Below are 24,780 nucleotides of genomic sequence, written 5' to 3'. Positions count from 1 at the left end.
GGCGGTCCCGAATACCAGCGGTCCGACCTACTGCAGCGCCTGCTCCAGGTCGGCGAGGATGTCGTCGATGTCCTCGATGCCGACGGACAGGCGCACCAGGTTCTCGGGCACCTCGAGCAACGACCCGGCGGTCGAGGCGTGGGTCATCGCACCGGGATGCTCGATCAGCGATTCGATGCCGCCCAACGATTCGGCGAGCGTGAACACCTCGGTGCGGGCGCAGAATTTCTTGGCGTCCTCGATGCCGCCGGACACCAACACCGAGACCATCCCGCCGAAGCGCTTCATCTGCTTGGCGGCGACCTCGTAACCGGGATGCGAGGGATCGCCCGGGTACAGCACGCGCTCGATCTTGTCGTGGCGGTTGAGGTACTCGGCGACCTTCTCGGCATTGTCGCAGTGCCGCTCCATCCGGACCGCGAGCGTCTTGATGCCACGCATCGTCAGGTAGGCATCGAACGGACCCGGCACAGCGCCCGCACCGTTCTGCAGGAACGCGATGTCGGAGTCGAGTTGCTCGTCGTCGGTGACCAGGGCGCCACCGACGACATCGGAGTGGCCGCCGAGGTACTTGGTCGTGGAGTGCAGTACGACGTCGGCACCGAGTTCCAGCGGACGCTGCAGGTACGGCGTCGCAAAGGTGTTGTCCACCACCAGTTTTGCCTTCGCCTCGTGCGCGATCTCACCGAGACGGGCGATGTCGCCGACGTTCAGCAGCGGATTGGTCGGTGTCTCGACCCACACGAGCTTGGTCTTCGGGGTGATCGCCGCTCGTACCGCGTCGATGTCGCTGACCGGTGCCACCGAGTAGTCGATGCCCCACTGGGTGAAGACCTTGTCGATCAGGCGGAAGGTGCCGCCGTAGGCGTCGTTCGGGATGACGAGGTGGTCGCCGGGACGCAACGACGCGCGCAGCATCGCGTCGGTGGCTGCCATGCCGGAGGAGAATCCGCGCCCGTACGTTCCGCCCTCGATCGCGGCGATGTTCGCCTCGAGCGCTCGACGCGTCGGATTTCCGGTACGCGCGTACTCGAATCCGTCACGCAGACCGCCGACGCCGTCCTGGGCGAACGTCGAACTCGCGTAGATCGGGACGTTCACCGCGCCGGTCTGCGGGTCGGGGTCGTAGCCTGCGTGGATGGCTTCGGTGGAAAAGCCGCGTGGACGCTGGTACTTCTTCACGTGAGAACTCCTCGCTGAGTGGGTATCTGGACGCTAACCGGCGGTGATCGTCGGATGAGTGCTGACGAACGCCAGCAGATCGTGTCGGGTGATGACACCGATCGGCTTTCCGTCCTCGACGACCATGAGTGCGTCGGACTCGCCGAGCGCCTTGGTCGCCGCGGACACGGGCTCACCGGAACCGATGAGCGGGAACGGATCTCCCATGTGCGCAGACACGGGATCGGCGAGGTTCGCACGACCCTCGAACACCGCGGAGAGCAGATCACGTTCGGTGACCGCGCCTGCGACCTCGCCCGCCATCACCGGCGGCTCGGCGCCGACGACCGGCATCTGCGACACCCCGTACTCACGGAGGATCTCGATCGCGTCGCGCAGGGTCTCCTGCGGGTGGGTGTGCACGAGGTCGGGCAGCGTACCGGTCTTGCCGCGCAACACATCTCCCACGAGAGGCTCCGGCTTGCCCCCGTCGAGCGGGGTACGAAGGAATCCGTAGCTGCTCATCCACTCGTCGTTGAAGATCTTGGCCATGTAGCCGCGCCCGCCGTCGGGAAGCAGAACCACGACGACGGAGTCGGGTCCCTCCCGTTGCGCCACCTGCAGTGCCGCGACGACCGCCATGCCGCAGGAACCGCCGACGAGCAGACCCTCCTCACGGGCGAGGCGTCGGGTCATGTCGAACGAGTCGGCGTCGGAGACCGCGATGATCTCGTCGGGGATGCTCGGGTCGTACGCGGTGGGCCAGAAATCCTCACCGACGCCCTCGACGAGGTATGGCCGCCCGGTGCCGCCGGAGTACACCGATCCCTCGGGGTCGACGCCGACGACCTTGACCTTGCCGCCGGATACCTCCTTGAGATACCGGCCGGTGCCGGTGATGGTGCCACCGGTGCCGACGCCCGCGACGAAGTGGGTGATCGTGCCGTCGGTGTCGCGCCAGATCTCCGGGCCCGTGGTCTCGTAGTGACTCTGCGGACCCGCGGGGTTGGAGTACTGGTTGGGCTTCCACGCACCGTCGACCTCACGCACCAGACGATCGGAGACGCTGTAGTAGCTGTCGGGGTGCTCGGGCGGGACGGCTGTCGGGCACACGACGACCTCGGCGCCGTAGGCACGCAGGACGTTGCGCTTGTCCTCGCCGACCTTGTCGGGGCACACGAAGATGCACTTGTATCCGCGCTGCTGCGCGACGAGCGCCAGCCCGACACCGGTGTTGCCCGACGTCGGCTCGACGATCGTGCCGCCGGGCTTCAACTCCCCCGACTTCTCCGCGGCGTCGACCATCCGCACGGCGATACGGTCTTTGCTGCTGCCGCCCGGGTTGAGGTATTCAACCTTGGCCGCGACCAGCCCCGATCCGGGCGAGGTCACCGAGTTGAGCTTGACCAGTGGTGTGTTGCCCACCAGGTCGACGACGTGATTGGCGATGCGCATACCTCTATGGTCCCAGAGCGTCGCAAGCCGTCCACATTCGACTTGCCGCTAAGCTGGGACGCGTGTCCGATTCGCGTCACGTCCTCCGCGATGTCGGTGCCGCAGCGACCGCGACGGCCGCGGGGGCCGGCGCCACCTGGGCGGCATACAACGTGCTGGTCTGGCAGGCACAACAAGCCAGGACCACCATCCCCCACCGCACCGACAACGCCCCCAACGGCGACGGCATCTACCTGCCGGACGGCGGCGGCCCACTGCGCGTCACCCGCGACTCCACCGCCGACCTGCACCTGACCGTGTTCGGCGATTCGACGGCCGCCGGACTCGGCGTCGAGTCGGCAGACGACACCCCCGGCGTGCGTGTCGCCCGTCGCGTCGCAGCGGATACCGGTCGGGCGATCCGCTACAGCAACAAGGCCATCGTCGGGGCGACGTCGAAGGGCCTGGCCGCGCAGATCGACGCGATGCTGATCGCGGGACTTCGACCCGACGTCGCGGTCGTCCTGGTCGGCGCCAACGACGTGACCGCGACCAACGGCATCCGGGCCTCGGCGAATCGCTTGGGCGCCGCGGTTCGGCGACTGCGCGAGACCGGTGCCGTGGTCGTTGTCGGCACCTGCCCGGACTTCGGCGTGATCACCGCGATCCCGCAGCCGCTGCGGTCGGTGTTGCGTGTCTGGGGCTTGCGGCTCGCCGCCCGCCAGGCGGCAGCGGTACGTAGTGCAGGAGGCGTCGCCGTTCCGCTGGCCGACCTGCTCTCCGAGGAGTTCAAGGCCAAGCCCGACCACATGTTCTCTCCCGACCAGTTCCACCCGTCCGCCGCCGGATACGAACTCGCCGCGGCAATCCTCACTCCCCCGGTCCTCGAAGAGATCGGCGAGTGGGGGCCTGCACCGCTACCCGAGCCGCCCGAGTTGTCCGAGACCGTGCCCGCCAGCAAATTCATGTCCCGCCTGCTGCGGCGCGCACGGACCGTCGAATGACGCGCATCGATCTCAACAGCGACGTCGGCGAGTCGTTCGGCCGCTGGGAACTCGGCGACGACGACGCCGTACTCGAGGTCGTCAGCAGCGCCAACGTCGCCTGCGGTTTCCATGCGGGCGATCCGAGCACGCTGGCACGAACATGTCGAAGCGCGCTCGCGAACGGTGTCCGCATCGGCGCACAGGTCAGCTATCGAGACCTCGCGGGCTTCGGGCGGCGGTTCGTCGACGCCACGCTCACGGAGTTGACCGACGACGTCGTCTATCAGATCGGCGGGCTACAGGCCATTGCTCGCGCCGCCGGAGCCACGGTCAGCTACGTCAAACCGCATGGGGCGCTGTACAACACGGCCGTCCATCACGAAGTGCACGCGCGCGCCGTCGTCGACGCCATCGCCGCGGTCGATCCAGCTCTTCCCGTACTCGGCTTGCCGGGGTCGCTGCTGCTCGAGATCGCCTCGGATCGCGGAATCGGCGTTGTCCGAGAAGCTTTCGCGGATCGCGCCTACCACTCCGACGGCACCTTGGTCTCCCGGCGCGAACCGGGCGCAGTGCTCGACGATCCGACGGTGGTCGCCGGGCGGGTGCTGCGCATGGTCTCCGACGGCGTCGTCGACTCCGTCGAAGGCGACACGATACGGATCGACGTCGACTCGGTGTGTCTGCACGGCGACAGTCCCGCCGCTGTCGCGATGGCGGTGGCAACCCGCGAACTGCTGACCGCCGAGGGCATCGAGATCACGCCGTTCTCGTGAGCGTAGGCCGCGACGGCAGCATGAGCGCGAGCACCGCGCCCACCAGTGCGAACACCACCGACCACCAGAAGGCTTCCGAGAAGCCCGCTGCCACCGAGGCCGCCGACATGACCACGACGGCGAGGATCGCGGTTCCGAAGGAGCCGCCGAGTTGCTGGGTGATCCGGGTGAGCATGCTGGTGTCCTGACGCGCGGAGTCGGGGACGCCGATGAAGCCTGCAGCCATGATCGGCGACAACAACAAACCGAGTCCGAGTCCGCGGAACAGCAGGGCGATCATCAACCAGATCACCGAGGTTCCCGCATCGGCGAACGCGAACGGCACGGTGGCGGCCGCGACGATCACGAACCCGCACGCCGCCACCCAACGCCCGCCGAACCGGTCGGTCAACTTTCCCGCGACTCCGCGGGTCACGAACGCTCCGACGCCCTGCGGGATCAGATAGAGCGCTGCCCGGAGCACCGAATCGCCGAACACCTGCTGAAAGAACAAGGGCAGCAAGAACATTGCTCCAAACGATGCGATGCCGAACGCGAACAGTCCGGCCGACGACGCGGCAACTGCGCGATGAGCAAGAATCCGGATGTCGACGATCCCCTGGCGCGCAGACACCAGGCTGCGCACCACGAAGACTCCCAGCGTGATCACGCCGACGATCAGCGGAATCATCACGCTCCGACTGACGAAGCCTGCATGGGCGTTGGAGAGTCCGAGCAGGATCAGCGCCAAACCCGGTGCGAGAAGCAGCAATCCGACGACATCGAGGTGAGCGTGGTGGTCGTCGGCGCCGCGGGTGCGGTCGTCGTCGGGGATACGCCGCGCGAGATAGAGCGCGACGGCCACGATCGGGACGTTGATCAGAAAGAGCCAACGCCAGTTGAGCCAGTTCAGGATCACGCCGCCGAGCACGGGACCCAGGATCGGGCCCAGCGCGGTCGGCATCGACACCAGAGCGATGACCTGCCCGAGCGCCACTCCGCGACTCGCCGACACCAGGATCGACATCATCAGCGGCATGATCAGGCCGGCGCCGAGGCCCTGCAGAACGCGAAATGCGATGAGCGACGGCGCATCCCATGCCATCGCGCACAGGACCGAGCCGAGCAGGAAGATCAGCAGCCCCGCGATCCAGGCGACGCGTGACCCGAATCGCGTTGCCGCCCAACCCGCCAACGGCACCGCGACGGCGAGCGCCAGGAGGTATCCGGTACTGACCCACTGGATCGTCGACACCGGAACGTCGAGGTCTCGGCCGAGCGTCTCGAGCGCGATGGTGGTGATCGTGGTGTCGAGGATCGGTGCGATCAGACCGATGATCACGGCCCACGCGACACGGCGCGTCGCGGGATCGATGGTCTGCGCCGGGGACGCTGTTGCCGTCATGGGAACCCCCTTAAGAATCAGTTGTGTATCTTATTGCGACGATAGGCCGACGCGATAAGATACGCAAGTGGATCTTGACCACCGGGACACCAACCCCACGCGACGCCGCGGCGCCGAACTCGAGGCCGCCATCCTCGACGCCGCGTGGGAGCAGTTGCTCGACCGCGGCTACTCGGGGCTGACCTTCGAGGCTGTCGCCGAACGAGCGGGGACCAGCAGGCCCGTGCTCTACCGTCGGTGGGCGACGCGCGGTGACCTGCTGCGCGCTGCGATCTCCCATCGCGGGCGACAGGTCGAGGTAGTCGTACCCGACACCGGGAACCTGCGCGACGACGTCCTCGAAGCGCTGCGCGACATGAACAACAGTCGCGCAGATTTCGTGGTGATGATGGCGTCGAGTCTGGGCGAGTACTTCGCCGAGGGCGGCACCAATCCCCGCGAGGTTCGCGCGCTGTTCGTCGGCGATCGTGCGTCGACCATGGCCACCATCGTCGAACGCGCGATCGCTCGTGGCGAGGTGGACCCCGCGCATGTGACCGAGCGAGCCATGACACTGCCGGCCGACCTCTATCGATACGAGGTACTCATGTCCCTGAAACCCGTACCGGACGACGTCCTACGCGCCATCGTCGACGACGTCTTCTTGCCGCTCGTCCAACCGGATACCGCATCGAAGGCTCCGCGCTCCGACGAGTGACAAATCCGGCTCATCTGACACCCGGGCTGTCCAGTAACGTGTTTCACATGCCTGAAGCTGTCATCGTTGCCCATGCCCGCTCCCCGATCGGCCGTGCCGGAAAGGGATCCCTCAAAGACGTTCGTCCCGACGAACTCTCTCGCCAGATCGTCACCGCACTTCTCGCCAAGGTCCCCGAGCTCGACCCCAAGGAGATCGAAGACATCCACTGGGGAATCGGCCAGCCCGGCGGCCAGGGCGGCTACAACATCGCCCGCGTGCTCGGCGTCGAACTCGGCTTCGACCACATTCCCGGCGTCACCGTGAACCGCTACTGCTCGTCGTCGTTGCAGACCACCCGTATGGCCCTGCACGCCATCAAGGCCGGCGAGGGTGACGTGTTCATCTCCGGTGGCGTCGAGAGCGTGTCGAGCTTCGGCATCTCCGGCGGTGCCGACGGTGCGCCCGATTCCAAGAACCCGCTGTTCGACGAGGCGCTGGCCCGCACCGAGCGCAGCGCGGAGGGCGGCGCTCCCGCGTGGCACGATCCGCGCGAGGACGGCCTGATCCCCGATGTCTACATCGCCATGGGTCAGACCGCCGAGAACGTCGCGAGCTTTACCGGCATCTCGCGTGAAGACCAGGATCACTGGGGCGTGCGCAGCCAGAACCGCGCAGAAGAGGCCATCAAGGCCGGATTCTTCGAGCGCGAGATCGACCCGATCACGCTGGCCGACGGCACCGTCGTCAGCACCGACGATGGCCCCCGGCCGGGCACGACCTACGAGAAGATCTCGCAGCTCAAGCCCGTCTTCCGCCCCGACGGCACCATCACGGCCGGCAACGCCTGCCCGCTGAACGACGGCGCGGCCGCGTTGGTCATCATGAGCGACACCAAGGCCAAGGAACTCGGCCTGACCCCGCTCGCACGCGTCGTCGCCACGGCCGCGACCGGACTCTCGCCGGAGATCATGGGCCTCGGCCCCATCGAGGCCGTGCGCAAGGTGCTTCGCGTCGCAGGCAAGTCGATCTCCGACATCGACCTGTTCGAGATCAATGAGGCATTCGCCGTCCAGGTCATCGGTTCGGCAAACGAGCTGGGCATCGACCACGACAAGCTGAACGTGTCCGGCGGTGCCATCGCGCTCGGCCACCCGTTCGGAATGACCGGTGCACGTATCACCACCACGCTGCTCAACAACCTGCAGACCTACGACAAGACGTTCGGCATCGAGACGATGTGCGTCGGCGGCGGCCAGGGCATGGCGATGGTGCTCGAGCGCCTGAGCTGACCAGACCCCCAACACAGCACCGAGGCCCTGCACTCACGGAGAGTGCAGGGCCTCGGTGTATGAGGGGGCCGAAACTAGTTGTTGGAGTTGAAGTAGCTCAGCAGACGCAGGATCTCGACGTAGAGCCAGACAAGGGTGACCGTCAGGCCCAGCGCGACGCCCCAGCCCGCACGGGCAGGTGCGCCGGCACGGATCAGGCGATCCGCGGCGTCGAAGTCGAGGAGGAAGCTGAACGCCGCCAACGCGATGCAGACCAACGAGAAGATGATCGCGATCGGACCGCCGTCGCGCAGCACTCCGGCACTGCCGGTGAACAGACCGATGATCAGGTTGCCGATCATCAGCACCATCACACCGATGAGTCCGGCGAACAGCATGCGCGTGAAGCGCGGAGTCACTCGGATGGCGCCGATCTTGTAGACCAGCAGCATTCCGAAGAACACGCCGAACGTGCCGAGAACCGCCTGGCCGATCAGCGCGCCCGCACTGGTGTCTCCACTGACCATCCAGTTCGCGAACACGAACGAGATCGAACCGACGAACAGTCCCTCGAAGGCCGCGTAGGCGAGGACGATCGCAGGATTGTCCTGCTTACGACCGAACGAGGCGACCAAGACGAGCACGAGGCCCACGATCGCGCCGATACCCATGAGGGGCCCGGCCAACGCGTTGTTGTAGCTGCTGAGGACGTAGCTGAGGATTGCCGTGACCGTCAGCACGCCGAGCGTGATCGCCGTCTTGGTCACGACGTCGTCGATGGTCAGTTGGCGTCCGGCGGCCTGCGGGGGCGCGTACTGCGGCGGGACCTGCTGACCGTACTGGTTGTACATCGCGGCTTGCCCGGCCCCGGCCATGTTCGACCCGAAGCCGGCGTAGCCGCCGGGATTCTGGTTATCGCGGACGACGCCGCGCATCACCGGGTTACTGCTGTCTCGCACAGGTGCTCCTTATTATGGACGTGTACGTCTCATCAACGGGGATCGACCCGTTCGAGTTCCGACTTTACCTTCTCTTGACCAATTGAGGGATTCGACGGCGTACTCAGTGAGTCGAGGAACACTCGAACCTCGTCGGGTGACTCGTACTCACGGATGGACAGCACCGCTCGCCCCAGACAGATCGAGCGAAGGGTCTGCGCGGCAACGGCGAAGTCATCGCCCCAGCCCAGGCCAGGCTTTGCGATCATCAGCGACGCCACGCCATGCGCAGCGGTCCATAGTTCGAGGACGACGTCGCCGACCTCGTCGGGGGCGAAAATGCCCGCTTCTGCGAGTTCGCTGACAGTTCCGGTGAATCGCACGAACGCCGACGCCGCGAGCACCTCGTCGACCTTGCTGCGCTCGGCAACGGGCGAGACGTGATGGAAGGCCTCCCGGTAGAGGACCGGCGTGTCGACCGCGAACCGCACGTAGGCGATGCCCATCTGCAGGGCTCGTTCCAGCGGATCGTCGACTCCCTCCGACGCCGCGGCCAGTTCCTTGTCGAGACTCTCGAAGTATCGGGCGCAGACGGCTTCGAGGAGTGCGTCCTTGTCGTCGAAGTGCAGATAGATCGACGGCGGGGTGACTCCAACCCGGTCGGCGACCGCCCGGATCGATACCGCCGATGCGGCTTCGGAGTCGAGCAGAAGTGACGTGGCGGCGTCGATGATCTCGTCGGCCAGCAGTTCACCCGACCCGCGGGGCGAGCGGCTCCTGCGGCTGGTCCGTGTCACTGTTCTCCTGCGTAGTCGTCTCGTTCTTGTTGGTCTCTCGCGTGCCCGGCGGCTCGTCGTCGATCTCCTCGGACAGTCCGAAGCGGTCATGCAGGCGACGTAGCGGTGCGGGTGCCCACCAGTTCACCCGCCCGGCGAGGCGCATGAACGACGGAACGAGCAGCATCCGGATGAGGGTGGCATCCATCAGCACCGCAAGCGTGAGTCCGACACCGAACATACGCATGAACGACACCTCCGACGCTGCGATTCCCGCGAACACGATGCTCATCAGTAGCGCTGCGGCAGTGATGACGCGACCGGTCCTGGCAATGCCGAGCGCGACTGCCCGGTCGTTGGCCGCGCGCGACCTGTCCGACGCGAGCCACGATTCGCGAATCCGGCCGAGCAGGAACACCTCGTAGTCCATGGACAACCCGAACGCGATGCAGAACATCAGCACCGGCATCGTCGCCGCGAGATACCCGGTTGACGTGGTGCCCAATCCGCCGAGGTGACCCTCCTGGAAGAACCACACCATCGCGCCGAACGTCGCCGACAGCGACAACACATTCAGCACCAACGCCTTCAGCGGGAGAACAACGCTTCCGGTGAAGAGGAACAGCAGCACGAACGTCGCGATCGCGATCACCCCGAGCACCCACGGCAAGTGCGCATAAATGGAGTCGACGGTGTCGACGTTGGTCGCCGCGGAACCGGTGAACTTCACTGTCAGGCCCGCGGGCACCGGCACGTCTCGGAGCTGAGCCAGTTGATGCTCGCCCGCGGGCCGCATCGGTTCAAGGTTGGTGGCGACCGTGATCACTCCGACGTCGCCGCGTTGGTCCGCGGGATTCGCCGGGGCAACAGCTCTTCCGTCGACGAAGGTTCCGCCTGCCCCCGACACCGAGTTGACGTCGGCAACCCGCGACAACTCCTGCGAATACGCCGCCCTCGTCTGTGCGGAGACGTCTCCGGTCGCGACAACGGTGACCGACGACGAGAGGTTCTGGTCGAAGTCGTCGCGGATCTCCTGCTGGATCTGATGCGCGCTGGCGCTGGTGGGCAGCACGCGATCGTCGGGGAAGCCGAACTTGATGGACAGGAACGGAGCACCGAGAACCAGCAGGAAGACGACGACCGTCGCGCCGACCGGCGCGGCCCGTTTCAGCACCCACGACGCCGCGCGGTACCACCAACCCTCTTCGACCGGGCGTGGAGTCGGCTCAGGACGGCCCAGCAGCTTGCGCACACCGCGGCGCACGTCGAGGGAGTCGATCCGGTCGCCGAGGAGCATCAGCACCGCGGGCGTGATCACCAGCGACGTCACGGCGGCGATCACCACGACGCCGACTCCTGCGTACGCGAAGGAACGCAGGAAATACATCGGGAAGATCGCCAGTGCGGCAAGCGCGAGAGCAACGGTCACCGCCGAGAACGCGACGGTGCGTCCCGCCGTCTGCATCGTGCGCAGGATCGCCGACGCTCTGTCACGGCCGCCGGCGACTTCTTCGCGATACCGCGTCACCAGCAACAGCGTGTAGTCGATCGCGAGCGCCAAACCCATTGCGGTGGTGAGGTTCAACGCGAAGATCGACACGTCGGTGGCGGTGCCTATCAGACGCAGTAACGCGAACGTCAGCACGATCGCGATGATGCCGACGCCGATCGGCAGCATCGCCGCGATGACGCCCCCGAATACGACGATGAGCACGAGGAAGCTGATGGGGATCGCTATCGCCTCGGCGACGGCGAGGTCGCGCGTCGTCTGCTCGTTGACCTGCTGGAAGACCATGCCCTGGCCACCGACGCGGACCGTGATGCCGTCGCGGGTGCCCTCGAATCGGGAGGCGACCTCCTTGGCATGCGCAGGCGCCTCGGCTTCCCCGCCGTCGAGCGTGGCGATGATCAGCGCCGAACTACGATCCTTGCTGACCAAGCCGGACGCGAGCATCGGGTCCTGCCACACCGACAGAATCGGTTGCTGCACATAGGGAAGGGCGTCGAGTTCGGAGACGATCGACTTGCCGACCGCGGCGGCCCGCTGGTCCTTCTCCATGTCGGTGCCGGCGGGCGCGTCGAGTTTGATGACGACCTGCAGGCCCCCGCGCTTGAACGTGTCGTCGATTTGCTGCGACGCCTGCGCCGACTCGCTGTTCGGATCGGAATACCCGCCTGCCAGCAGGTGCTGGGATGCCGACGCTCCGTAGATTCCGCAGAGCACGAGGAACAGGAACGCCAGTGCGAGAACACGTTTGGGCGCAGATATGGCCACACGGGTAAGTCTTGCCAACATGCGAGTCCCCTAGCGCGTCGCGGTCACTTACCCGCGTTAAGTTATCGGCAGTAAGTCAGCGAGTCAAGAGTGTGTCGGCTGATTGGGGGAGCCGCTGATCCAGCTCTCATCGGCCACGGTGAGAAGGCAGCCTGTTCGGCTACCATGAGGTGTGGTTTACCTCTCACTTGCTCTCGCCGCCGTCGCGGTCGGAGCGTGGGTGCTGTCGTACCACCGATCGTCACAGGCGCGCCGCAGCCCCGACCTGTTCATCGCACTCTCCGAGCTCAACGACTCGAGGTCGGACCATCAACGGCACGCGGCAGAAGTCATCGACGAAAAGCATCACCTCGAGGCGCGCGCGGGCTGGCCGTCGGCCGTGATCGGACTGCTGTCAGTGATGGCTGTGGTGTTCATGGTCCAAGACCCGTCGAGCACCGTCAACGGAAACAGACTTGTGTGGATGACCAGCGAACTGCTGGTGATCGCACTGATCTCAGCAGTGTGGACGGTGTGGTGCGTTCAGCGCGCGGCGCGGCTGACGGTGCGCCAGGCCGGCCTCCACCGATAGTCGCGACACCTCGATCCACGGCCCCCCTTCCCGCACGGGTTTGGTTCGATCGGGCAGAGGCCGCATGGCATGCTTGTCGACGCGCCCCTATAGCCCAATTGGCAGAGGCAGCGGACTTAAAATCCGCACAGTGTCGGTTCGAGTCCGACTGGGGGCACCCGTCGAAAGTTGCGTGGGATCCTCGGGGGCATTTTTGCACCCCTAGATCCCACGCAACAGATCCCACGCAACTCGACGTCAGCTGGTCGTCAGCGGCCGCGTCGGGTCGGATGTCCACGCGTTCATCGAGCCGTCGTAGACCGCAGCGTCGTCGCGTCCGACTGCGGTGAGCGCGAAAGCTGCTGCGGTGGCAGCGATTCCACCTCCGCAGTAGGTGACGGGTCGCACCGAATCGTCGAGGGCGCCCACGGCGTCGAAGATCGCCCGCAGCGCGGGCACGTCTTTCAGCTTGCCCCGCTCGTCGACCAGCTCGCCGAAGGGCACATTGACGCTTCCGGGAATGTGGCCTGCCGCGAAGGTGTCGCGGTCGAGGGCGTTGATCAGTAGCACGGTCGAGTCGTCGACGTCGGTGACCACCTCGTCGGTGGTCTCGATGCGCTCCTCGCGCCGCTGCGCTGTGAATTCAGCTGGCGGATAAGTTGATTCGCCACGGTCGACGGAGAAGCCCGCGTCAACCCACGCCTGCAGGCCGCCGTCGAGCACGGCCACGTTGTCGAAGCCCTCGAAACCGAACTGCCACCACAGTCTGGTCGCCCAGATCCCGTTCTCCGAGTCGTAGACCACGACGCGCGAGTCGTCGCCGACACCGGCCGCACCCACGGCCGCCGCGAACTGTTCCGACGACGCGACGGCGAACGGCGCATCCCCGTCGGGATCGGTGAGCGCGGTGAGTTGATCGACGAACACCGCGCCGGGAATGTGCCCGGCCAGATATGAAGCCTGCCCAGACTCGATCTGCGGTGCTCCGTCGCCGAACCGGAGATGAACGGTCGCGTCGACGACGCGCAGCTTGGGATCATCGCCCAGATCGCGCAGGTCAGAAGCAGTGATGAGATGTGGCGTGCCCATACCCCGACACTACCGGCGGCCGCGCACATCTCCGCCGATCAACTCTGCTTTCCGCGCAGGTTCTCGAGGAGCCTGAGCCAGATCTCGCTGATCGTGGGATACGACGGGACCGCGTGCCACAGCCTTTCCACGGGCACCTCGCCGACGACGGCAACGGTGGCCGAATGTACGAGCTCCGCGATGTCGGGTCCGACAAACGTGGCTCCCACCAACACATTTCGCGCGCGGTCGATGACGAGGACCGCATGGCCCCTGTAGTTCTCACGGGCGAGGGCCGACCCCGCGACCTCGATATCGAGTTCGGAGGTGACGACATCGATGCCAGCGTCGCGGGCGCCACGCTCGGTCAGTCCGACCGACCCTACCTGCGGCTCGGTGAACACCACCTGGGGCACAGCGGCATGGTCGGCGGTGGCCAGATATCGCTCACCGTCGAGCGAACGCCCTTCTGCGCGCGCGGCGATCACGTCACCCGCGACCCTCGCCTGGTACTTACCCATGTGCGTCAGTGGCGCGCGACCGTTGACGTCGCCGACCGCGTACAGCCAATCGTGCCCGGCGACATTGAGGTGATCGTCGACGTCGAGCTCGGCCTTGGGGTCGATGCCGAGCGCGTCCAGTCCGACGCCGACGGTGCGCGGGCGTCGACCTGCCGCGACGAGAATCTCGTCGACCTCGAGTCGGTCGGTGACATTGCCGGCGTGGTCAGCGAGTTCGACGACAGCGGGCCCACCGTGCACTCGCCCGTAACCCGTGTCGTCAACCTCCGGCCGCGCCACCGATCCGAACGTCGTGCCGAAGCGGATGTCGACTCCCCGCTCACGCAGACCCGATGACACTCGTTCCCCGACAAAGGGTTCCATCGATGGAAGCAGCGAATGGCCGCGCACGACCATCGTGACCACACTCCCGAGCTCGGCGAGCCAGGTCGCCGCCTCGCAGGCAACAACTCCCCCACCGAGCACCGCGATGCGCGCAGGAATCTCGACGAGATTCGTCGCATCACGCGACGTCCACGGCGCAGCGTCGACAAGCCCGGGGATCGGTGGAATCGAGGCATCGCTTCCCGTCGCCAAGACCACCGCCTCGGTGGCGTGCAGGCGTCGACCATCGACCTCGACCTCCCGCTCACCCACCAGCTTGCCGACGCCGCGCACCACGTCGATGCCCGCGCCACGCGCCCAGTCGACCTGCGACGAGTCGTCGCGCTTATGGGTGATCGAGTCGCGCCACGCCAGCAGACGGCCGGGTTCGGGCTGATCGTCGACGACCCGAGTCCGCGAACCGGGCAGCCCCGTCGCGGCCTCGAGCGCTGCGCCGGCCCCCAACAACGCCTTGCTCGGCATGCACGCCCAGTACGAGCATTCGCCGCCGACGAGCTGACCCTCGATGAGCACCGCACGTCGAGCGCTTCCACGGATTGCGTAGTCGGCGGCGTTCTCACCCGCAGGCCCAGCGCCGATCACGATGACGTCGTAGGTGTCGGTATCTGCCATGAAATCCACGGTAGCCCCGGGCGGATGTAACAGTCGCTGCCCGCAGAACGACCACTAACACATCGGGGTCCGTACACCGCAGGAGACTCATGCCCATTTCACCCGAATCCGCTGCCGGCGATCCTCGCGATCAGTGGATCAGCTACGACGCCTCACTTGCCGACGAGCCGACGCCTCCGGGGCACCAAACCCCTGGTCCACGCCGAATCCGACGCAGGCTCGTCGGCCTCGCCACGGTGCTCACGCTGACGGCAGCCCTCCTGGGTCTGAGTGCGGTGATCGGCAAGGACGACCGCGCGTCGGCGCTCGTCGGACACCCCGAGGTCCTGCGTGACGGCTGCAAGTGGGACTCGTCGGGAAACTACGTCCAGAACTGCAAAGTTTGGTCGAAGTCACAAAACAAGTGGATCGTCGTGCAGATCCGAGCGTCGAACGGCAGCAACAAGGGCGTGTACCTGCTCGACGGCATGCGTGCCCGCGACGACCGCTCCGCGTGGACCACCGATGTCCAGGCCGCCAAGGTGTACGACGGTAAGAGCGACACGACGTTGGTCATGCCCGCCGGCGGGGCGTCATCGTTCTACACCGACTGGGACGCCGGAGCAGGCGACAAGAACGTCACCATCAAGCAGGAGACCTTCCTCACCGACGAACTGCCCGCATACCTCGCCACCAACTTCGGCGTGAGCCGGTCGAACAACGCGATTGTCGGGCTGTCGATGTCCGCTGGGCCCGCAGTCACGCTCGCCGAGCGGCATCCCGAGCAGTTCAAGGTCGTGCAGGCGATGTCGGGCTACTACCAAACCGACAATCCGATCGGCGCGCTCGGAGTGCTGGCGACGCAGACACTCGTCTCCAACTACACCAACGGGATCGTCAACATGTGGGGCGCGCCGGGAAGCGCACGGTGGACCGCGAACGATCCGTCGAAGAACATCGACAAGCTCAAGCAAAACGGTCAGACCCTGATCATCTCGTCCGGGAGCGGCTTTCCGAGTCCCGCCGACATGGCGAAGCTCTCGCAGTCGGATCTGATCAACGCCATCGCGTTGGAAATCCTGTCGGCCGTGTCGACGGTGCTCATGCAGTTGCAGCTCGCACAGGCCGGAGTGTCGGTGATCTCGCTTCCGAACTACGGAGTCCACAACTGGGCCAACTGGGATCGCGGTCTCGGAGCGGGCAAGAACGACGTCTTGACCGCACTCAACAAGACACCTGCGGTGACCGCGAAGACTCAGCTCGTCAGTGCTGCCGGATCGCCGGAACCCGACGGCGTGGCTAAGGCAACCGCAGCCGCGCGTGTCGCGGCGGCGAAGCCGGTACAAACCCCGGCTGTGCTCGCGGCGCTGGCGGCAAGTGAGTCGTCGAGTGCAAGCAGCTCTCCGTCTACCTCGACGCCGGCCTCGGCATCGGAGTCCGCCGAATCTTCTGCGTCCACAACCGAATCGACGACGGGCACTCCCTCCGAGGAGACCACGACGACCACTACCCCGGCCCCGTCAGGGTCCACCGAATCGAGCCCGAACACCTCCACGCCGGCACAGTCGACGACTCCCGAGTCGGCAACGACGACAACAACTACGACGGTGACCACACCGTCGGGGTAACGCTGCCGGCCCCTCCGACGACATAACATCTCGAACGTCCCACGCGCGATCTGACATTTCCAGGGGGGAAATCGCTATGCGCTCGAAGTTTGTCGTGTTCTTTTGCGCTCTATGCGTCGTGGTGCCGGGCATCTGGTTCGGCACCGCCACAGCGAAAGCTGACACGGGGGTCACGGTTCTCACCGTCGGACCGAATCCGAATGTGGTGTCGGCGCCGATGTCCACCGAGCTGCAGGGGGTCATGTGCAAGGCGCCCAACACGTGCAAATCGGTGTCGTATCAGACGTCGGGATGGTTGAGTTCGGTCATCAACAGCGGGGTCTCGGCGTTGTCTGCCGCGATCGCCGCGACACCGGGCAAGAAGGCCGTGATGGGATTCTCGCAGGGCGCTCTCGTCGCGTCAGAATGGCTCAAACGCTATGCGGGAAGCGCGACTTCGCCGGCGGCGTCGGACATGTACTTCGTGTTGCTCGGCAATCCGCAGCACCCACTCAATGGGCGTAACACGCTGCAGAAGACCGGGACCCCGACGCCGTACACGAAGTACACGACCGTCGACATCAGCCGTGAGTACGACGGCATGTCCGACTACCCGAACGACGTCGGCAACACACTCGCCGTGGCGACCTCGCAAGACGGCTACACGTCGATTCACCCGTACTACACCGGCGTCGACCCGAACGCGTCGTCGAATCTCGTGAAGCGGACGGGCAACTACACGTTTGTTCTCGTGCCGACCAGCTACCTCCCGCGCTACGAACGGATGCGCAACAGAGGTCTCAGCAAGCTCGCCGAGCAGGGCAACGCCACGTGGAAACCGGTCGTCGATCGCGGGTACAACCGGGCGGGCTTCACACAACTCGGGAACACCACCGTGGTGCCTGTCCGCTGAGGGATTCCACTCGAATGATGTACTCGAAGGCATGACGCCTTCGCCGAGTGCCCTGATCCTGGCAGCAGATCAGAGCGAGGTGGCAGTGCTCACGCTCGCCATCGCGCTTTACTCGGCGGCCATTCTCATCGGGATCGGCGTGGGCATCAATGCGGTCAACCGCAAGCGTCGACGCCTCGCCATCGCGATGGCGATATTCGTCGGGGTCCTGGTGGTGGCCGGCGTCGTCGTCGCGGTCATGAGCAGCATCCACTGACGGCCAACCCACTGTCCACCTGGTCGACGCCCTGCGTATGCACGAACACTCAACGGTTGTCACCGAGCGGGTTTAGACTTCGGCGGTTACGCTCTGCCGCCGGGGGACGCAGCCCGTTGACCCGACGGTGGAATCGACCTGGTCAGGGGTGTGTATGTCAGAGACGCCGTTCGGTGGTTTGAGTCGTCGCGAGTTCTTGTCGAGAGTTGCCGCGGTCGGCGGCGGCGCACTGCTCACGTCATGGGCAGCACCGATCATCGACAAGGCCTACGCCCAGGCCGACCCTGCGGGCACCGGGTCGCTCGACGACATCGAGCACATCGTGCTGTTCATGCAGGAGAACCGGAGTTTCGATCACTACTTCGGCACCTACTCGGGTGTTCGTGGATTCGGCGAGTCGACGCCGCTGTGGCGTCAACGCGGCTGGGCACCCGGCGTCGGACCGACCAAGTCGGGATACACGATGCCGTTCCGCCTCGACACCGAGAACGACGCCAACCTCGACGGCGAGTGCATCAACGACCCCGATCATTCATGGGCGGGGCTCCACCACGCCTGGAACGGCGGCCGCAACGACGGTTGGCTCCCGATGTCGATCGATTCGGTCGGCCCGGCCAACGCGCCTGCCCTCATGGGCTACTACGAGCGTGAGGACATCCCCGTCCACCGCACGCTCGCCGAGGCGTTCACCATCTGCGATGCCTACCACTGTTCGGTACTCGGACCCACCGACCCCAATCGACTGTACTGGATGAGCGCAACGCTCGACCCCGAGGGCACGCACGGTGGCCCACTTCTCGAAACACCAACGCTCATACCCAAATTCGCCTATAGCTGGCGCACCATGCCGGAGAACCTCAGAGACGCGGGCGTGAGCTGGAAGATCTACAACAACAAAGACCTCGGACCGGTCTCGTCGGTTGTCCTCGACGGCATGATGGGCTGTTTCAAGCAGGCGCAGAATCCCAACTCGGAGCTGGCTCGACGCGGTATCGACCCGACCTACCCGAACGACTTCCGCGCCGACGTCGCAGCCAACCGGCTACCCAAGGTGTCGTGGGTCGTCCCGCCGGCGATGGAATGCGAACATCCCGCGCTACCCGCGGCTTTGGGCGCTGTGGGCATTGTGCAACTGCTCGACATCCTGACGTCGAATCCCGCTGTCTGGGAGAAGACCGCGCTGATCATCAGCTACGACGAGAACGGCGGCTTCTTCGACCACGTCGTCCCGCCGACAGCTCCCCCCGGCACCAAAGGCGAGTACGTCAGCGTGCCCAACATCGGCAAAGTCTCGTCGTCGAAAGGCATCCGCGGGCCGATCGGACTCGGCTACCGCGTGCCGTGCTTCGTGATCTCCCCCTACAGTCGTGGTGGACTCGTCGCGCGCGAAACCTTCGACCACACTTCGCAATTGCGACTCATCGAGAAGCGCTTCGGCGTCGACGTCCCGAACCTGACCGCGTGGCGCAGGCAAACCGTCGGCGACATGACGACGGCGTTCGATTTCGCCCATCGACCGAACTCCGCGCGACCCCGCCTCGGCGACCCGAATCCCAAGGCGCAGAACGCCCTGCTGAAATGCGGCCCCAACATCGCTGCGGGTACGGCCGGGTACGGCAAGCCATACCCGGTGCCGCCCAACAGCATGCCGCGTCAGCAGCCCGGCACTCGTAGGTCGCCGAGCGGCATCGTCTGACACGCTCACGCTGCTGCCGGTAGACGTCCGTCGAGAACCGCCGCGACGGTCCGCGTGAACACGGTCGTCCATGCGGTGACGAGAACGCCGAGAAGCAACGCCGCGGCAATGCGAAACATGGTGGAGTCCAACGCTGTTCCCAGTGCTGCCAGGCCGGTCACGCAGGTGCCGATCGGAAAGGTGAAGCTCCACCACGTCAACGCGAACGGCATCGAACGACGAATGTTGTGCACGGTGACAGCAGTGGCGAGCGCGAACATCACCACGCCCAAGCCCGTCGCCGCGACCCCGTAACCGATACCGAAGACCCGCAGACCCGTTGCGATGGTGTGGGAATCGGACGAATGCCAGGCGAGTGCGGAGTCGGCATGAGCGGCAAGTGAATTCGCGGCCGTGACGGATTGACCTATGACGCCGAGCGTGATCCAGATCGTCGGCGTCGCACACCCGGTGGGCACGGTCCCGTGAACCAGGCGACCATAGATCATCGAGAGCGTGATCAGCCCCAGAAACAAGCTGAGTCCGAACAGCAAGTAGCACAACAGCAGAAAGCCCACTCGCCACTGCCCGGCCGGAACGTGGTCGACCAGCAGCGCGCCCGTCGTCGCCGACACCATCGGCGGGACGACCGGCATCAGCCATGCGGGTAGCGCGACGAGATCGGAGCGTCGTCGATGGCGCGTCATCATGAGAAACGGCACGGCGATCGCCGTCCCGAGCCCCAGGAGAGTCCCGACCGACCACAGCGCCGCGTCGACGACGACCGCCGCGTCAGTCCCGAGGATCGACGACCCGACAGTGATGGTGCCCGCTCCGACGGTCAGCAGCGCCATCGGGATCGCGCCGTAGAACTGAACCATCACGGGGTCGGCGGCGTAGCGTCGTGCCTGCTTCGGATGCCTTGCCCAATGCACACCGAAAGCCGCGGTGATCACCACAAGCAGCACCGCCGCGAGCAACCAGATCGCCGTCGCGAAGCCGCGGACCGCCGAGAGATCTCCGGCAACGCTGATCGCCGACGTCGCCACGATCCCCGTACCCATCACCGCCGCGAACCAGTTGGGCGTGATGTGAGCAAACGCTTCTGCGCGACGCTTCGCCGACGACCGGCTCAACGGAACGTCGGGGGCCAGCGGACGGTCGAGGATCTCGGTCATGATTCCCAGCATCGGCGTGCGGCCGACGTGCCGGAAGACGGCTCAGCATTGTGGGGTCACAAGCAGTGCTTGTGGCCCTGCACGCACACTCGACGCGACGGGCGCCCGCTCGACGAAATACAGCGCCCACTCGACGCCACGGGGCGCCCACTCGACCGCACTTCCCCGCCGAGTGGGCGCCTCGTTCAGCCGAGTGGGCGCTGCGTTCAGCCGACTGGGCAGGTCAGTCGACGGCCATCTCGCCGAGTTCCGACCAGCCGTCGGCGTCGACGGTGGTGTTGATGATTGCCGGGGTCGCGACGAGGAACTGCGGGAGGTCGGCGGTCGCCTTCTTGAAGTGATCGCTCGAGACGTGAGCGACGGCGGCGTCGTCGTCAAAGGCCTCGATCAGGACGTACTCGTTGGGGTCGTCGAGGCTGCGTGACCACGTGAACCATTTGTTGCCGGGCTCCGATCGTGTTGCCTCGGTGAACTCGGCAACCAGGTCGGGCCACTGATCTGCGTACTCGGGCTTGATCTGCCATTTGGCGACGATGTGGATCATGCATCCAGCCTAGGTCGGCCTCGCAACACCGTGGAACGGTTGCTATGTCTCATTGTGAGAACAGCGATCGCGGGAGACCGACGGAGAGACGCCTTGCGTCACTCAACGACGGCGAGCGTAACTTGGGTCACACAGCACCACAGGAGGAGAAGCGATGCGCGAGATCACCAAGTTCTACGTCGACGGTCAGTGGGTGGAGCCCACCGAGTTGAACCTCATCGACGTGATCAACCCGGCGACCGAGAAAGCCGCGGGCCACGTGGCTCTGGGCACGGCCGCAGACGTCGACGCCGCCGTGAGCGCAGCGCGACGCGCCTTCGCTACGTGGGGGCGCAGCTCCGTCGACGACAGGCTCGCCGTACTCAACGCCATCATCGCCGAGTATCAGAAGCGCGCAGACGACCTCGCCGACGCCGTCACCGAGGAGATGGGTGCTCCCGCGGGATTGGCGCAGGCCGCACAGGTACCGATCGGTCTCGGACACCTCATGACCGCCGCGGCGGCGCTGCCCGAGTACCGCTTCGCGGAGGATCGTCGAACCTCTCGAATCGTCAAAGAGCCCATCGGTGTCTGCGGATTCATCACGCCGTGGAACTGGCCGCTCAATCAGGTCATGTGCAAGGTGGCACCCGCGTTGGCCACCGGCTGCACGATGGTGCTGAAGCCTTCCGAGGTCGCGCCCTTCTCGGCCGCGATCGTCGCCGAGATCTTCGACGCCGCAGGCGTTCCCGCGGGCGTCTTCAATCTGGTCAACGGTGACGGACCCGGCGTCGGGTCGGCGTTGGCGGCCCACCCCGGCATCGACATGATCTCCTTCACCGGCAGCACCCGTGCGGGTATCGAGGTCGCGCGCACCGCGGCGCCGACCGTCAAACGCGTCGCGCAGGAACTGGGCGGCAAGAGCCCCAACATCATCCTCGACGACGACGACCTCGCACAGAACGTCGCAGGCGGCGTCGCGTCGGTCATGCTCAACTCCGGACAGTCCTGCAACGCACCCACCCGCATGCTGGTCCCCAACTCACGCCTCGACGACGTCGTCGAGGCCGTGAAGTCGGTCGAACCCTCACTGACAGTGGGAGATCCGACGAGCAAGGTGCGTCTCGGCCCGGTCGTCTCGGAGCCGCAGTTCGAGAAGATCCAGGGGCTCATCGAGCGCGCAATCGACGACGGCGCGACCCCGGTCATCGGTGGTGCCGGTAGGCCGGACGATCTGCCGACCGGCTACTACGTGCGTCCGACCGTCTTCTCCGGCGTGACCAACGACATGGAGATCGCGCAGACCGAGGTGTTCGGGCCCGTGCTGGTCGTCATCGGCTACGACGACATCGACGAGGCCCTCGAGATCGCCAACGACACCGAGTACGGCCTCGCGGGATACGTCTCGGGCAAGGATCTCGACGAGGTACGTCGGATCGGCGAACGTATCCGCGCCGGATCGATCTCCCTCAACGGAGCGCAACTCGATCCGTCGGCACCGTTCGGCGGCTACAAGCAGAGCGGCAACGGCCGCGAGTGGAGCGACTACGCATTCGACGAGTTCCTCGAGGTGAAGTCGCTCTTGGGCTACGACGCCTGAGCCTGCGTATCCGGATGGGTCACACATGCCCATCCGGATACGCTGTGGGTAACGAAGACTCGGTGACAGTCGCACATTAGGTCGACCCCGCGAGGAGCCCAGATGACCGTTGCCCGTGACATCGCCGACGTGATCGAACACCACATCGGCGGTGAGATCCCAGTACATCTCACCGCGTGGGACGGCAGCGTCGTCGGCCCGGACAACGCTCCCCACGTTGCCATCTACAGTGCCGATGCGCTCCGTCGAATCATCTGGCATCCAGGCGAACTCGGTGCAGCCCAGGCGTACGTCACCGGCGAACTCGACGTTGTCGACGATCTCGACGACGCCCTCACCCACGTGTGGGAGGTCGCCGCTGCTCGCGGACTCTCCGGTATCCGACCCTCGCCGCGTGTCCTTTTCGACGTCGCGCGACTGGCTCTCCGCTACCGACTTCTCGGCCTCCCCAAAGCTCCACCCGCCAGCCAGGCACGGGTGCGGGGCCGTCTGCACTCCCGCGCTCGCGACCGCGCCGCGATCAGCCACCACTACGACCTGTCGAACGACTTCTACGAGCTGATCCTCGACGAGCACATGGCGTACTCGAGCGCCTACTGGACGTCGGACAATCCCGAGTACACGCTCGCCGACGCACAGGCGGACAAACTCGATCGCGTCTGCCGCAAGGTGGGCCTGGATTCGGCTGCCGGACAGCGATTCCTGGACATCGGGTGCGGGTGGGGCTCGCTATCGCTCTATGCGGCAGAGCATTTCGACGCACGAGTGGTCGGCGTGACCATCTCGCGCGAACAGAAGGCATTCATCGACGAGCGCATCGCGCAGCGCGGTCTGGCCGACCGCGTCGAGATCCGCGTGCAGGACTATCGCGAGATCCCCGACCCTCCTTTCGACGCCGTGGCGTCGCTGGAGATGGGCGAGCACGTCGGCGAGCAGAACTATGCAACATACGCACAGGTGTTGCGCGACAAGGTCATTCCCGGTGGACGTGTGTGCATCCAGCAGATGTCACGCCCCGAGGGTAAGCATCCCGGCGGCGGCCCGTTCATCGAGTCGTTCATCGCACCCGACATGTACATGCGCCCCGTCGACCGAACCGTGCAGTACCTGACCGATGCCGGACTCCGCGTCGACGACGTCGAGGAGATGGCCGAGCAATACGTTCGGACCGTCGACGTCTGGTACGACACCTTCGAGAAGAACTGGGCACGCGCCGTCGACCTGGTCGGCGACGAAATGGCCCGTGTGTGGCGGCTCTACCTCGTCGGCGGACGCATGGCCTTCCGCGACGGTCGCATGGGCGTCGAGCAGATCACGGCGACGAGGCCGCGTTAGCCCTGTGCTTGCGTGACGTGCCCCTCGAGCCACCCGAGCGTCGTTGAGAGCACCTTGTCCTGCTCCGGCTCGTTGAAGATCTCGTGGTAGAGATCATCGAAGATGACGAGTGTCTTGTCGTCGGAGCCTGCGAGGCGTTCAACCATCTCGCTGCCTGCCGGGTTGGTCAGCCGGTCGGCCGAACCGTGCATCACGAGGAGTGGGATCGTCAGCGATCCCACGCGGTCGGGGAAGCTCTGCATCGTCGACAGCATCTCCGCGCCCAACCGCGCCGGAATACGTGCGCGCGTCACCAGCGGGTCGGCTTGGTACGCGGCGACGACGTCGGGATCGCGAGAGACGGCCGTCGAATCCAACGCGATGGTCGGCAGCCAGGGCGCGACCTTGCCGAGAACCTGCGAGACGGCGATGACCGGGCCCGGCATGTCGTCGCCGGGCATCACGGCGGCACCCGAAAGGATCAGTCCGTCGAGTTTGTCCTGATGGTCGAGTGCGTAGTCGAGCGCGATGCAGCCGCCCATGCTGTGTCCGAGCAGATAGGTGGGCAGTCCGTCGATCGCGGTCTGCGTGACGACGGTGTCGAGATCATCACTGAATTGCTTGAATGACTTGATACGCAACCGTTTTCCACCGGACCGGCCGTGCCCGAGGTGATCAGGTATGGCGACGGAGAAACCGGCGTCGGTGAACACCTTCGCGACATGCGCATAGCGTCCGCCGTGCTCGCCGAGGCCGTGTGCGACGACGACGAGTCCGCGCGGACTCGCGGGCGTGAGGGTTGTGTAGAAGATCTGCTCACCGTGCTTGCCGGAGAAGGTGCGCTCTTCGCTCGTGACGCCAGGTGTGCCGTCTGCGCTGTCAGCCATTCGGCCATTATTGCTTACCGCGCGGCCCGATCAGCAAGT

At 65.8% G+C, this 24,780-nt stretch carries 22 protein-coding genes and 1 tRNA gene; 12 read left to right on the top strand and 11 right to left on the bottom strand.

Annotated features, from left to right (window positions below; translation table 11 throughout):
• Positions 1-27: 27 nt before the first annotated feature.
• Together RND64_RS06770 and RND64_RS06765 are read right to left on the bottom strand one after the other, a co-directional pair.
• On the bottom strand, positions 28-1,182 hold the full coding sequence (locus RND64_RS06770) for a cystathionine gamma-synthase (protein ID WP_049699680.1): 1,155 nt from the start codon (positions 1,180-1,182) through the stop codon (positions 28-30).
• 33 nt (positions 1,183-1,215) lie between these two features.
• Positions 1,216-2,616 (bottom strand): cystathionine beta-synthase, encoded by a 1,401-nt coding sequence (locus tag RND64_RS06765; RefSeq protein ID WP_049699681.1) that lies wholly within the window; start codon positions 2,614-2,616, stop codon positions 1,216-1,218.
• A 62-nt stretch (positions 2,617-2,678) separates the two neighbouring features.
• Here RND64_RS06765 and RND64_RS06760 point away from each other — a divergent pair, with 62 nt between their 5' ends.
• Both RND64_RS06760 and RND64_RS06755 read left to right on the top strand, forming a co-directional pair.
• Positions 2,679-3,599, top strand: a complete 921-nt coding sequence (locus RND64_RS06760) for an SGNH/GDSL hydrolase family protein (RefSeq protein ID WP_049699682.1) — start codon at positions 2,679-2,681, stop codon at positions 3,597-3,599.
• On the top strand, positions 3,596-4,354 hold the full coding sequence (locus RND64_RS06755; protein ID WP_049699683.1) for a LamB/YcsF family protein: 759 nt from the start codon (positions 3,596-3,598) through the stop codon (positions 4,352-4,354). Before RND64_RS06760 ends, RND64_RS06755 begins: the two co-directional genes overlap by 4 nt.
• Here the strand turns inward: RND64_RS06755 and RND64_RS06750 are convergent.
• Positions 4,338-5,738 (bottom strand): MDR family MFS transporter, encoded by a 1,401-nt coding sequence (locus RND64_RS06750; protein ID WP_049699684.1) that lies wholly within the window; start codon positions 5,736-5,738, stop codon positions 4,338-4,340. The two genes, RND64_RS06755 and RND64_RS06750, sit on opposite strands and share 17 nt — an antisense overlap.
• A gap of 67 nt (positions 5,739-5,805) precedes the next feature.
• On the opposite strand from RND64_RS06750, the gene RND64_RS06745 reads away from it, so the two are divergent.
• Together RND64_RS06745 and RND64_RS06740 are read left to right on the top strand one after the other, a co-directional pair.
• Positions 5,806-6,435, top strand: coding sequence for a TetR/AcrR family transcriptional regulator (locus tag RND64_RS06745; protein ID WP_049699685.1), 630 nt, complete (start codon positions 5,806-5,808; stop codon positions 6,433-6,435).
• Positions 6,436-6,482: 47 nt separating this feature from the next.
• Positions 6,483-7,706, top strand: a complete 1,224-nt coding sequence (locus tag RND64_RS06740) for an acetyl-CoA C-acetyltransferase (RefSeq protein ID WP_049699686.1) — start codon at positions 6,483-6,485, stop codon at positions 7,704-7,706.
• Positions 7,707-7,780: 74 nt separating this feature from the next.
• Here RND64_RS06740 and RND64_RS06735 read toward each other — a convergent pair whose 3' ends face one another.
• The 3 genes from RND64_RS06735 to RND64_RS06725 are packed head-to-tail and all read right to left on the bottom strand — an operon-like array spanning position 7,781 to position 11,695.
• Positions 7,781-8,644, bottom strand: coding sequence for a Bax inhibitor-1/YccA family protein (locus RND64_RS06735; protein WP_049699687.1), 864 nt, complete (start codon positions 8,642-8,644; stop codon positions 7,781-7,783).
• A 32-nt stretch (positions 8,645-8,676) separates the two neighbouring features.
• Complete coding sequence (locus tag RND64_RS06730; protein ID WP_049699688.1) at positions 8,677-9,420, bottom strand: TetR/AcrR family transcriptional regulator; 744 nt, start codon at positions 9,418-9,420, stop codon at positions 8,677-8,679.
• Positions 9,374-11,695, bottom strand: coding sequence for an MMPL family transporter (locus tag RND64_RS06725; protein WP_049699689.1), 2,322 nt, complete (start codon positions 11,693-11,695; stop codon positions 9,374-9,376). Before RND64_RS06725 ends, RND64_RS06730 begins: the two co-directional genes overlap by 47 nt.
• Positions 11,696-11,846: 151 nt before the next feature.
• On the opposite strand from RND64_RS06725, the gene RND64_RS06720 reads away from it, so the two are divergent.
• Positions 11,847-12,245, top strand: a complete 399-nt coding sequence (locus RND64_RS06720; RefSeq protein WP_049699690.1) for a hypothetical protein — start codon at positions 11,847-11,849, stop codon at positions 12,243-12,245.
• Positions 12,246-12,328: 83 nt separating this feature from the next.
• Positions 12,329-12,402 (top strand) — tRNA-Leu (locus RND64_RS06715).
• 80 nt (positions 12,403-12,482) lie between these two features.
• On the opposite strand, the gene RND64_RS06710 is transcribed toward RND64_RS06715, so the two are convergent.
• Together RND64_RS06710 and RND64_RS06705 are read right to left on the bottom strand one after the other, a co-directional pair.
• Positions 12,483-13,313, bottom strand: a complete 831-nt coding sequence (locus RND64_RS06710; protein WP_049699691.1) for a sulfurtransferase — start codon at positions 13,311-13,313, stop codon at positions 12,483-12,485.
• 38 nt (positions 13,314-13,351) lie between these two features.
• A complete protein-coding gene (locus RND64_RS06705; RefSeq protein ID WP_049699692.1) occupies positions 13,352-14,809 on the bottom strand; it encodes a dihydrolipoyl dehydrogenase family protein in 1,458 nt (485 codons plus the stop codon).
• Between the two features lie 89 nt (positions 14,810-14,898).
• Between RND64_RS06705 and RND64_RS06700 the strand changes: the two genes are divergently transcribed.
• The 4 genes from RND64_RS06700 to RND64_RS06685 all read left to right on the top strand — a co-directional run bounded on the left by RND64_RS06700 (position 14,899) and on the right by RND64_RS06685 (position 19,260).
• Positions 14,899-16,416, top strand: a complete 1,518-nt coding sequence (locus tag RND64_RS06700) for an alpha/beta hydrolase (RefSeq protein ID WP_049699693.1) — start codon at positions 14,899-14,901, stop codon at positions 16,414-16,416.
• 76 nt (positions 16,417-16,492) lie between these two features.
• Positions 16,493-17,308, top strand: a complete 816-nt coding sequence (locus RND64_RS06695; protein ID WP_083444413.1) for a PE-PPE domain-containing protein — start codon at positions 16,493-16,495, stop codon at positions 17,306-17,308.
• A gap of 31 nt (positions 17,309-17,339) precedes the next feature.
• Positions 17,340-17,564, top strand: a complete 225-nt coding sequence (locus RND64_RS06690; RefSeq protein ID WP_049699695.1) for a hypothetical protein — start codon at positions 17,340-17,342, stop codon at positions 17,562-17,564.
• Positions 17,565-17,718: 154 nt separating this feature from the next.
• Complete coding sequence (locus tag RND64_RS06685; RefSeq protein WP_049699696.1) at positions 17,719-19,260, top strand: phospholipase C; 1,542 nt, start codon at positions 17,719-17,721, stop codon at positions 19,258-19,260.
• Between the two features lie 5 nt (positions 19,261-19,265).
• Here the strand turns inward: RND64_RS06685 and RND64_RS06680 are convergent, their stop codons facing one another.
• Together RND64_RS06680 and RND64_RS06675 are read right to left on the bottom strand one after the other, a co-directional pair.
• Entirely contained in the window at positions 19,266-20,417 is a 1,152-nt protein-coding gene (locus RND64_RS06680) for a TDT family transporter (protein WP_049699830.1), read from the bottom strand.
• 223 nt (positions 20,418-20,640) lie between these two features.
• The gene (locus RND64_RS06675) at positions 20,641-20,961 is read right to left on the bottom strand and encodes a putative quinol monooxygenase (RefSeq protein ID WP_049699697.1); all 321 of its coding nucleotides are present in this window, start codon (positions 20,959-20,961) and stop codon (positions 20,641-20,643) included.
• Between the two features lie 154 nt (positions 20,962-21,115).
• Here RND64_RS06675 and RND64_RS06670 point away from each other — a divergent pair, with 154 nt between their 5' ends.
• Entirely contained in the window at positions 21,116-22,540 is a 1,425-nt protein-coding gene (locus RND64_RS06670; RefSeq protein ID WP_049699698.1) for an aldehyde dehydrogenase family protein, read from the top strand.
• Positions 22,541-22,642: 102 nt separating this feature from the next.
• Positions 22,643-23,875 (top strand): SAM-dependent methyltransferase, encoded by a 1,233-nt coding sequence (locus tag RND64_RS06665; RefSeq protein ID WP_049699699.1) that lies wholly within the window; start codon positions 22,643-22,645, stop codon positions 23,873-23,875.
• On the opposite strand, the gene RND64_RS06660 is transcribed toward RND64_RS06665, so the two are convergent.
• Complete coding sequence (locus RND64_RS06660; RefSeq protein WP_049699700.1) at positions 23,872-24,741, bottom strand: alpha/beta hydrolase; 870 nt, start codon at positions 24,739-24,741, stop codon at positions 23,872-23,874. The two genes, RND64_RS06665 and RND64_RS06660, sit on opposite strands and share 4 nt — an antisense overlap.
• Positions 24,742-24,780 lie beyond the last annotated feature (39 nt).

The organism is Gordonia sp. w5E2, assembly GCF_036540975.1.
GTDB classification, from domain to species: domain Bacteria; phylum Actinomycetota; class Actinomycetes; order Mycobacteriales; family Mycobacteriaceae; genus Gordonia; species Gordonia jacobaea.
This window is presented reverse-complemented; position numbering and strand designations above follow the sequence as displayed.

Bases quoted from the DNA above. Each gene is read 5' to 3' on its own strand.
- RND64_RS06690 (WP_049699695.1), top strand. From the start codon at position 17,340: ATGACGCCTTCGCCGAGTGCCCTGATCCTGGCAGCAGATCAGAGCGAG.
- RND64_RS06740 (WP_049699686.1), top strand. From the start codon at position 6,483: ATGCCTGAAGCTGTCATCGTTGCCCATGCCCGCTCCCCGATCGGCCGT.
- RND64_RS06705 (WP_049699692.1), bottom strand. From the start codon at position 14,809: ATGGCAGATACCGACACCTACGACGTCATCGTGATCGGCGCTGGGCCT.
- RND64_RS06695 (WP_083444413.1), top strand. From the start codon at position 16,493: ATGCGCTCGAAGTTTGTCGTGTTCTTTTGCGCTCTATGCGTCGTGGTG.
- RND64_RS06750 (WP_049699684.1), bottom strand. From the start codon at position 5,738: ATGACGGCAACAGCGTCCCCGGCGCAGACCATCGATCCCGCGACGCGC.
- RND64_RS06670 (WP_049699698.1), top strand. From the start codon at position 21,116: ATGCGCGAGATCACCAAGTTCTACGTCGACGGTCAGTGGGTGGAGCCC.
- RND64_RS06700 (WP_049699693.1), top strand. From the start codon at position 14,899: ATGCCCATTTCACCCGAATCCGCTGCCGGCGATCCTCGCGATCAGTGG.
- RND64_RS06685 (WP_049699696.1), top strand. From the start codon at position 17,719: ATGTCAGAGACGCCGTTCGGTGGTTTGAGTCGTCGCGAGTTCTTGTCG.
- RND64_RS06755 (WP_049699683.1), top strand. From the start codon at position 3,596: ATGACGCGCATCGATCTCAACAGCGACGTCGGCGAGTCGTTCGGCCGC.
- RND64_RS06765 (WP_049699681.1), bottom strand. From the start codon at position 2,616: ATGCGCATCGCCAATCACGTCGTCGACCTGGTGGGCAACACACCACTG.
- RND64_RS06725 (WP_049699689.1), bottom strand. From the start codon at position 11,695: ATGTTGGCAAGACTTACCCGTGTGGCCATATCTGCGCCCAAACGTGTT.
- RND64_RS06665 (WP_049699699.1), top strand. From the start codon at position 22,643: ATGACCGTTGCCCGTGACATCGCCGACGTGATCGAACACCACATCGGC.
- RND64_RS06710 (WP_049699691.1), bottom strand. From the start codon at position 13,313: ATGGGCACGCCACATCTCATCACTGCTTCTGACCTGCGCGATCTGGGC.
- RND64_RS06680 (WP_049699830.1), bottom strand. From the start codon at position 20,417: ATGACCGAGATCCTCGACCGTCCGCTGGCCCCCGACGTTCCGTTGAGC.
- RND64_RS06660 (WP_049699700.1), bottom strand. From the start codon at position 24,741: ATGGCTGACAGCGCAGACGGCACACCTGGCGTCACGAGCGAAGAGCGC.
- RND64_RS06675 (WP_049699697.1), bottom strand. From the start codon at position 20,961: ATGATCCACATCGTCGCCAAATGGCAGATCAAGCCCGAGTACGCAGAT.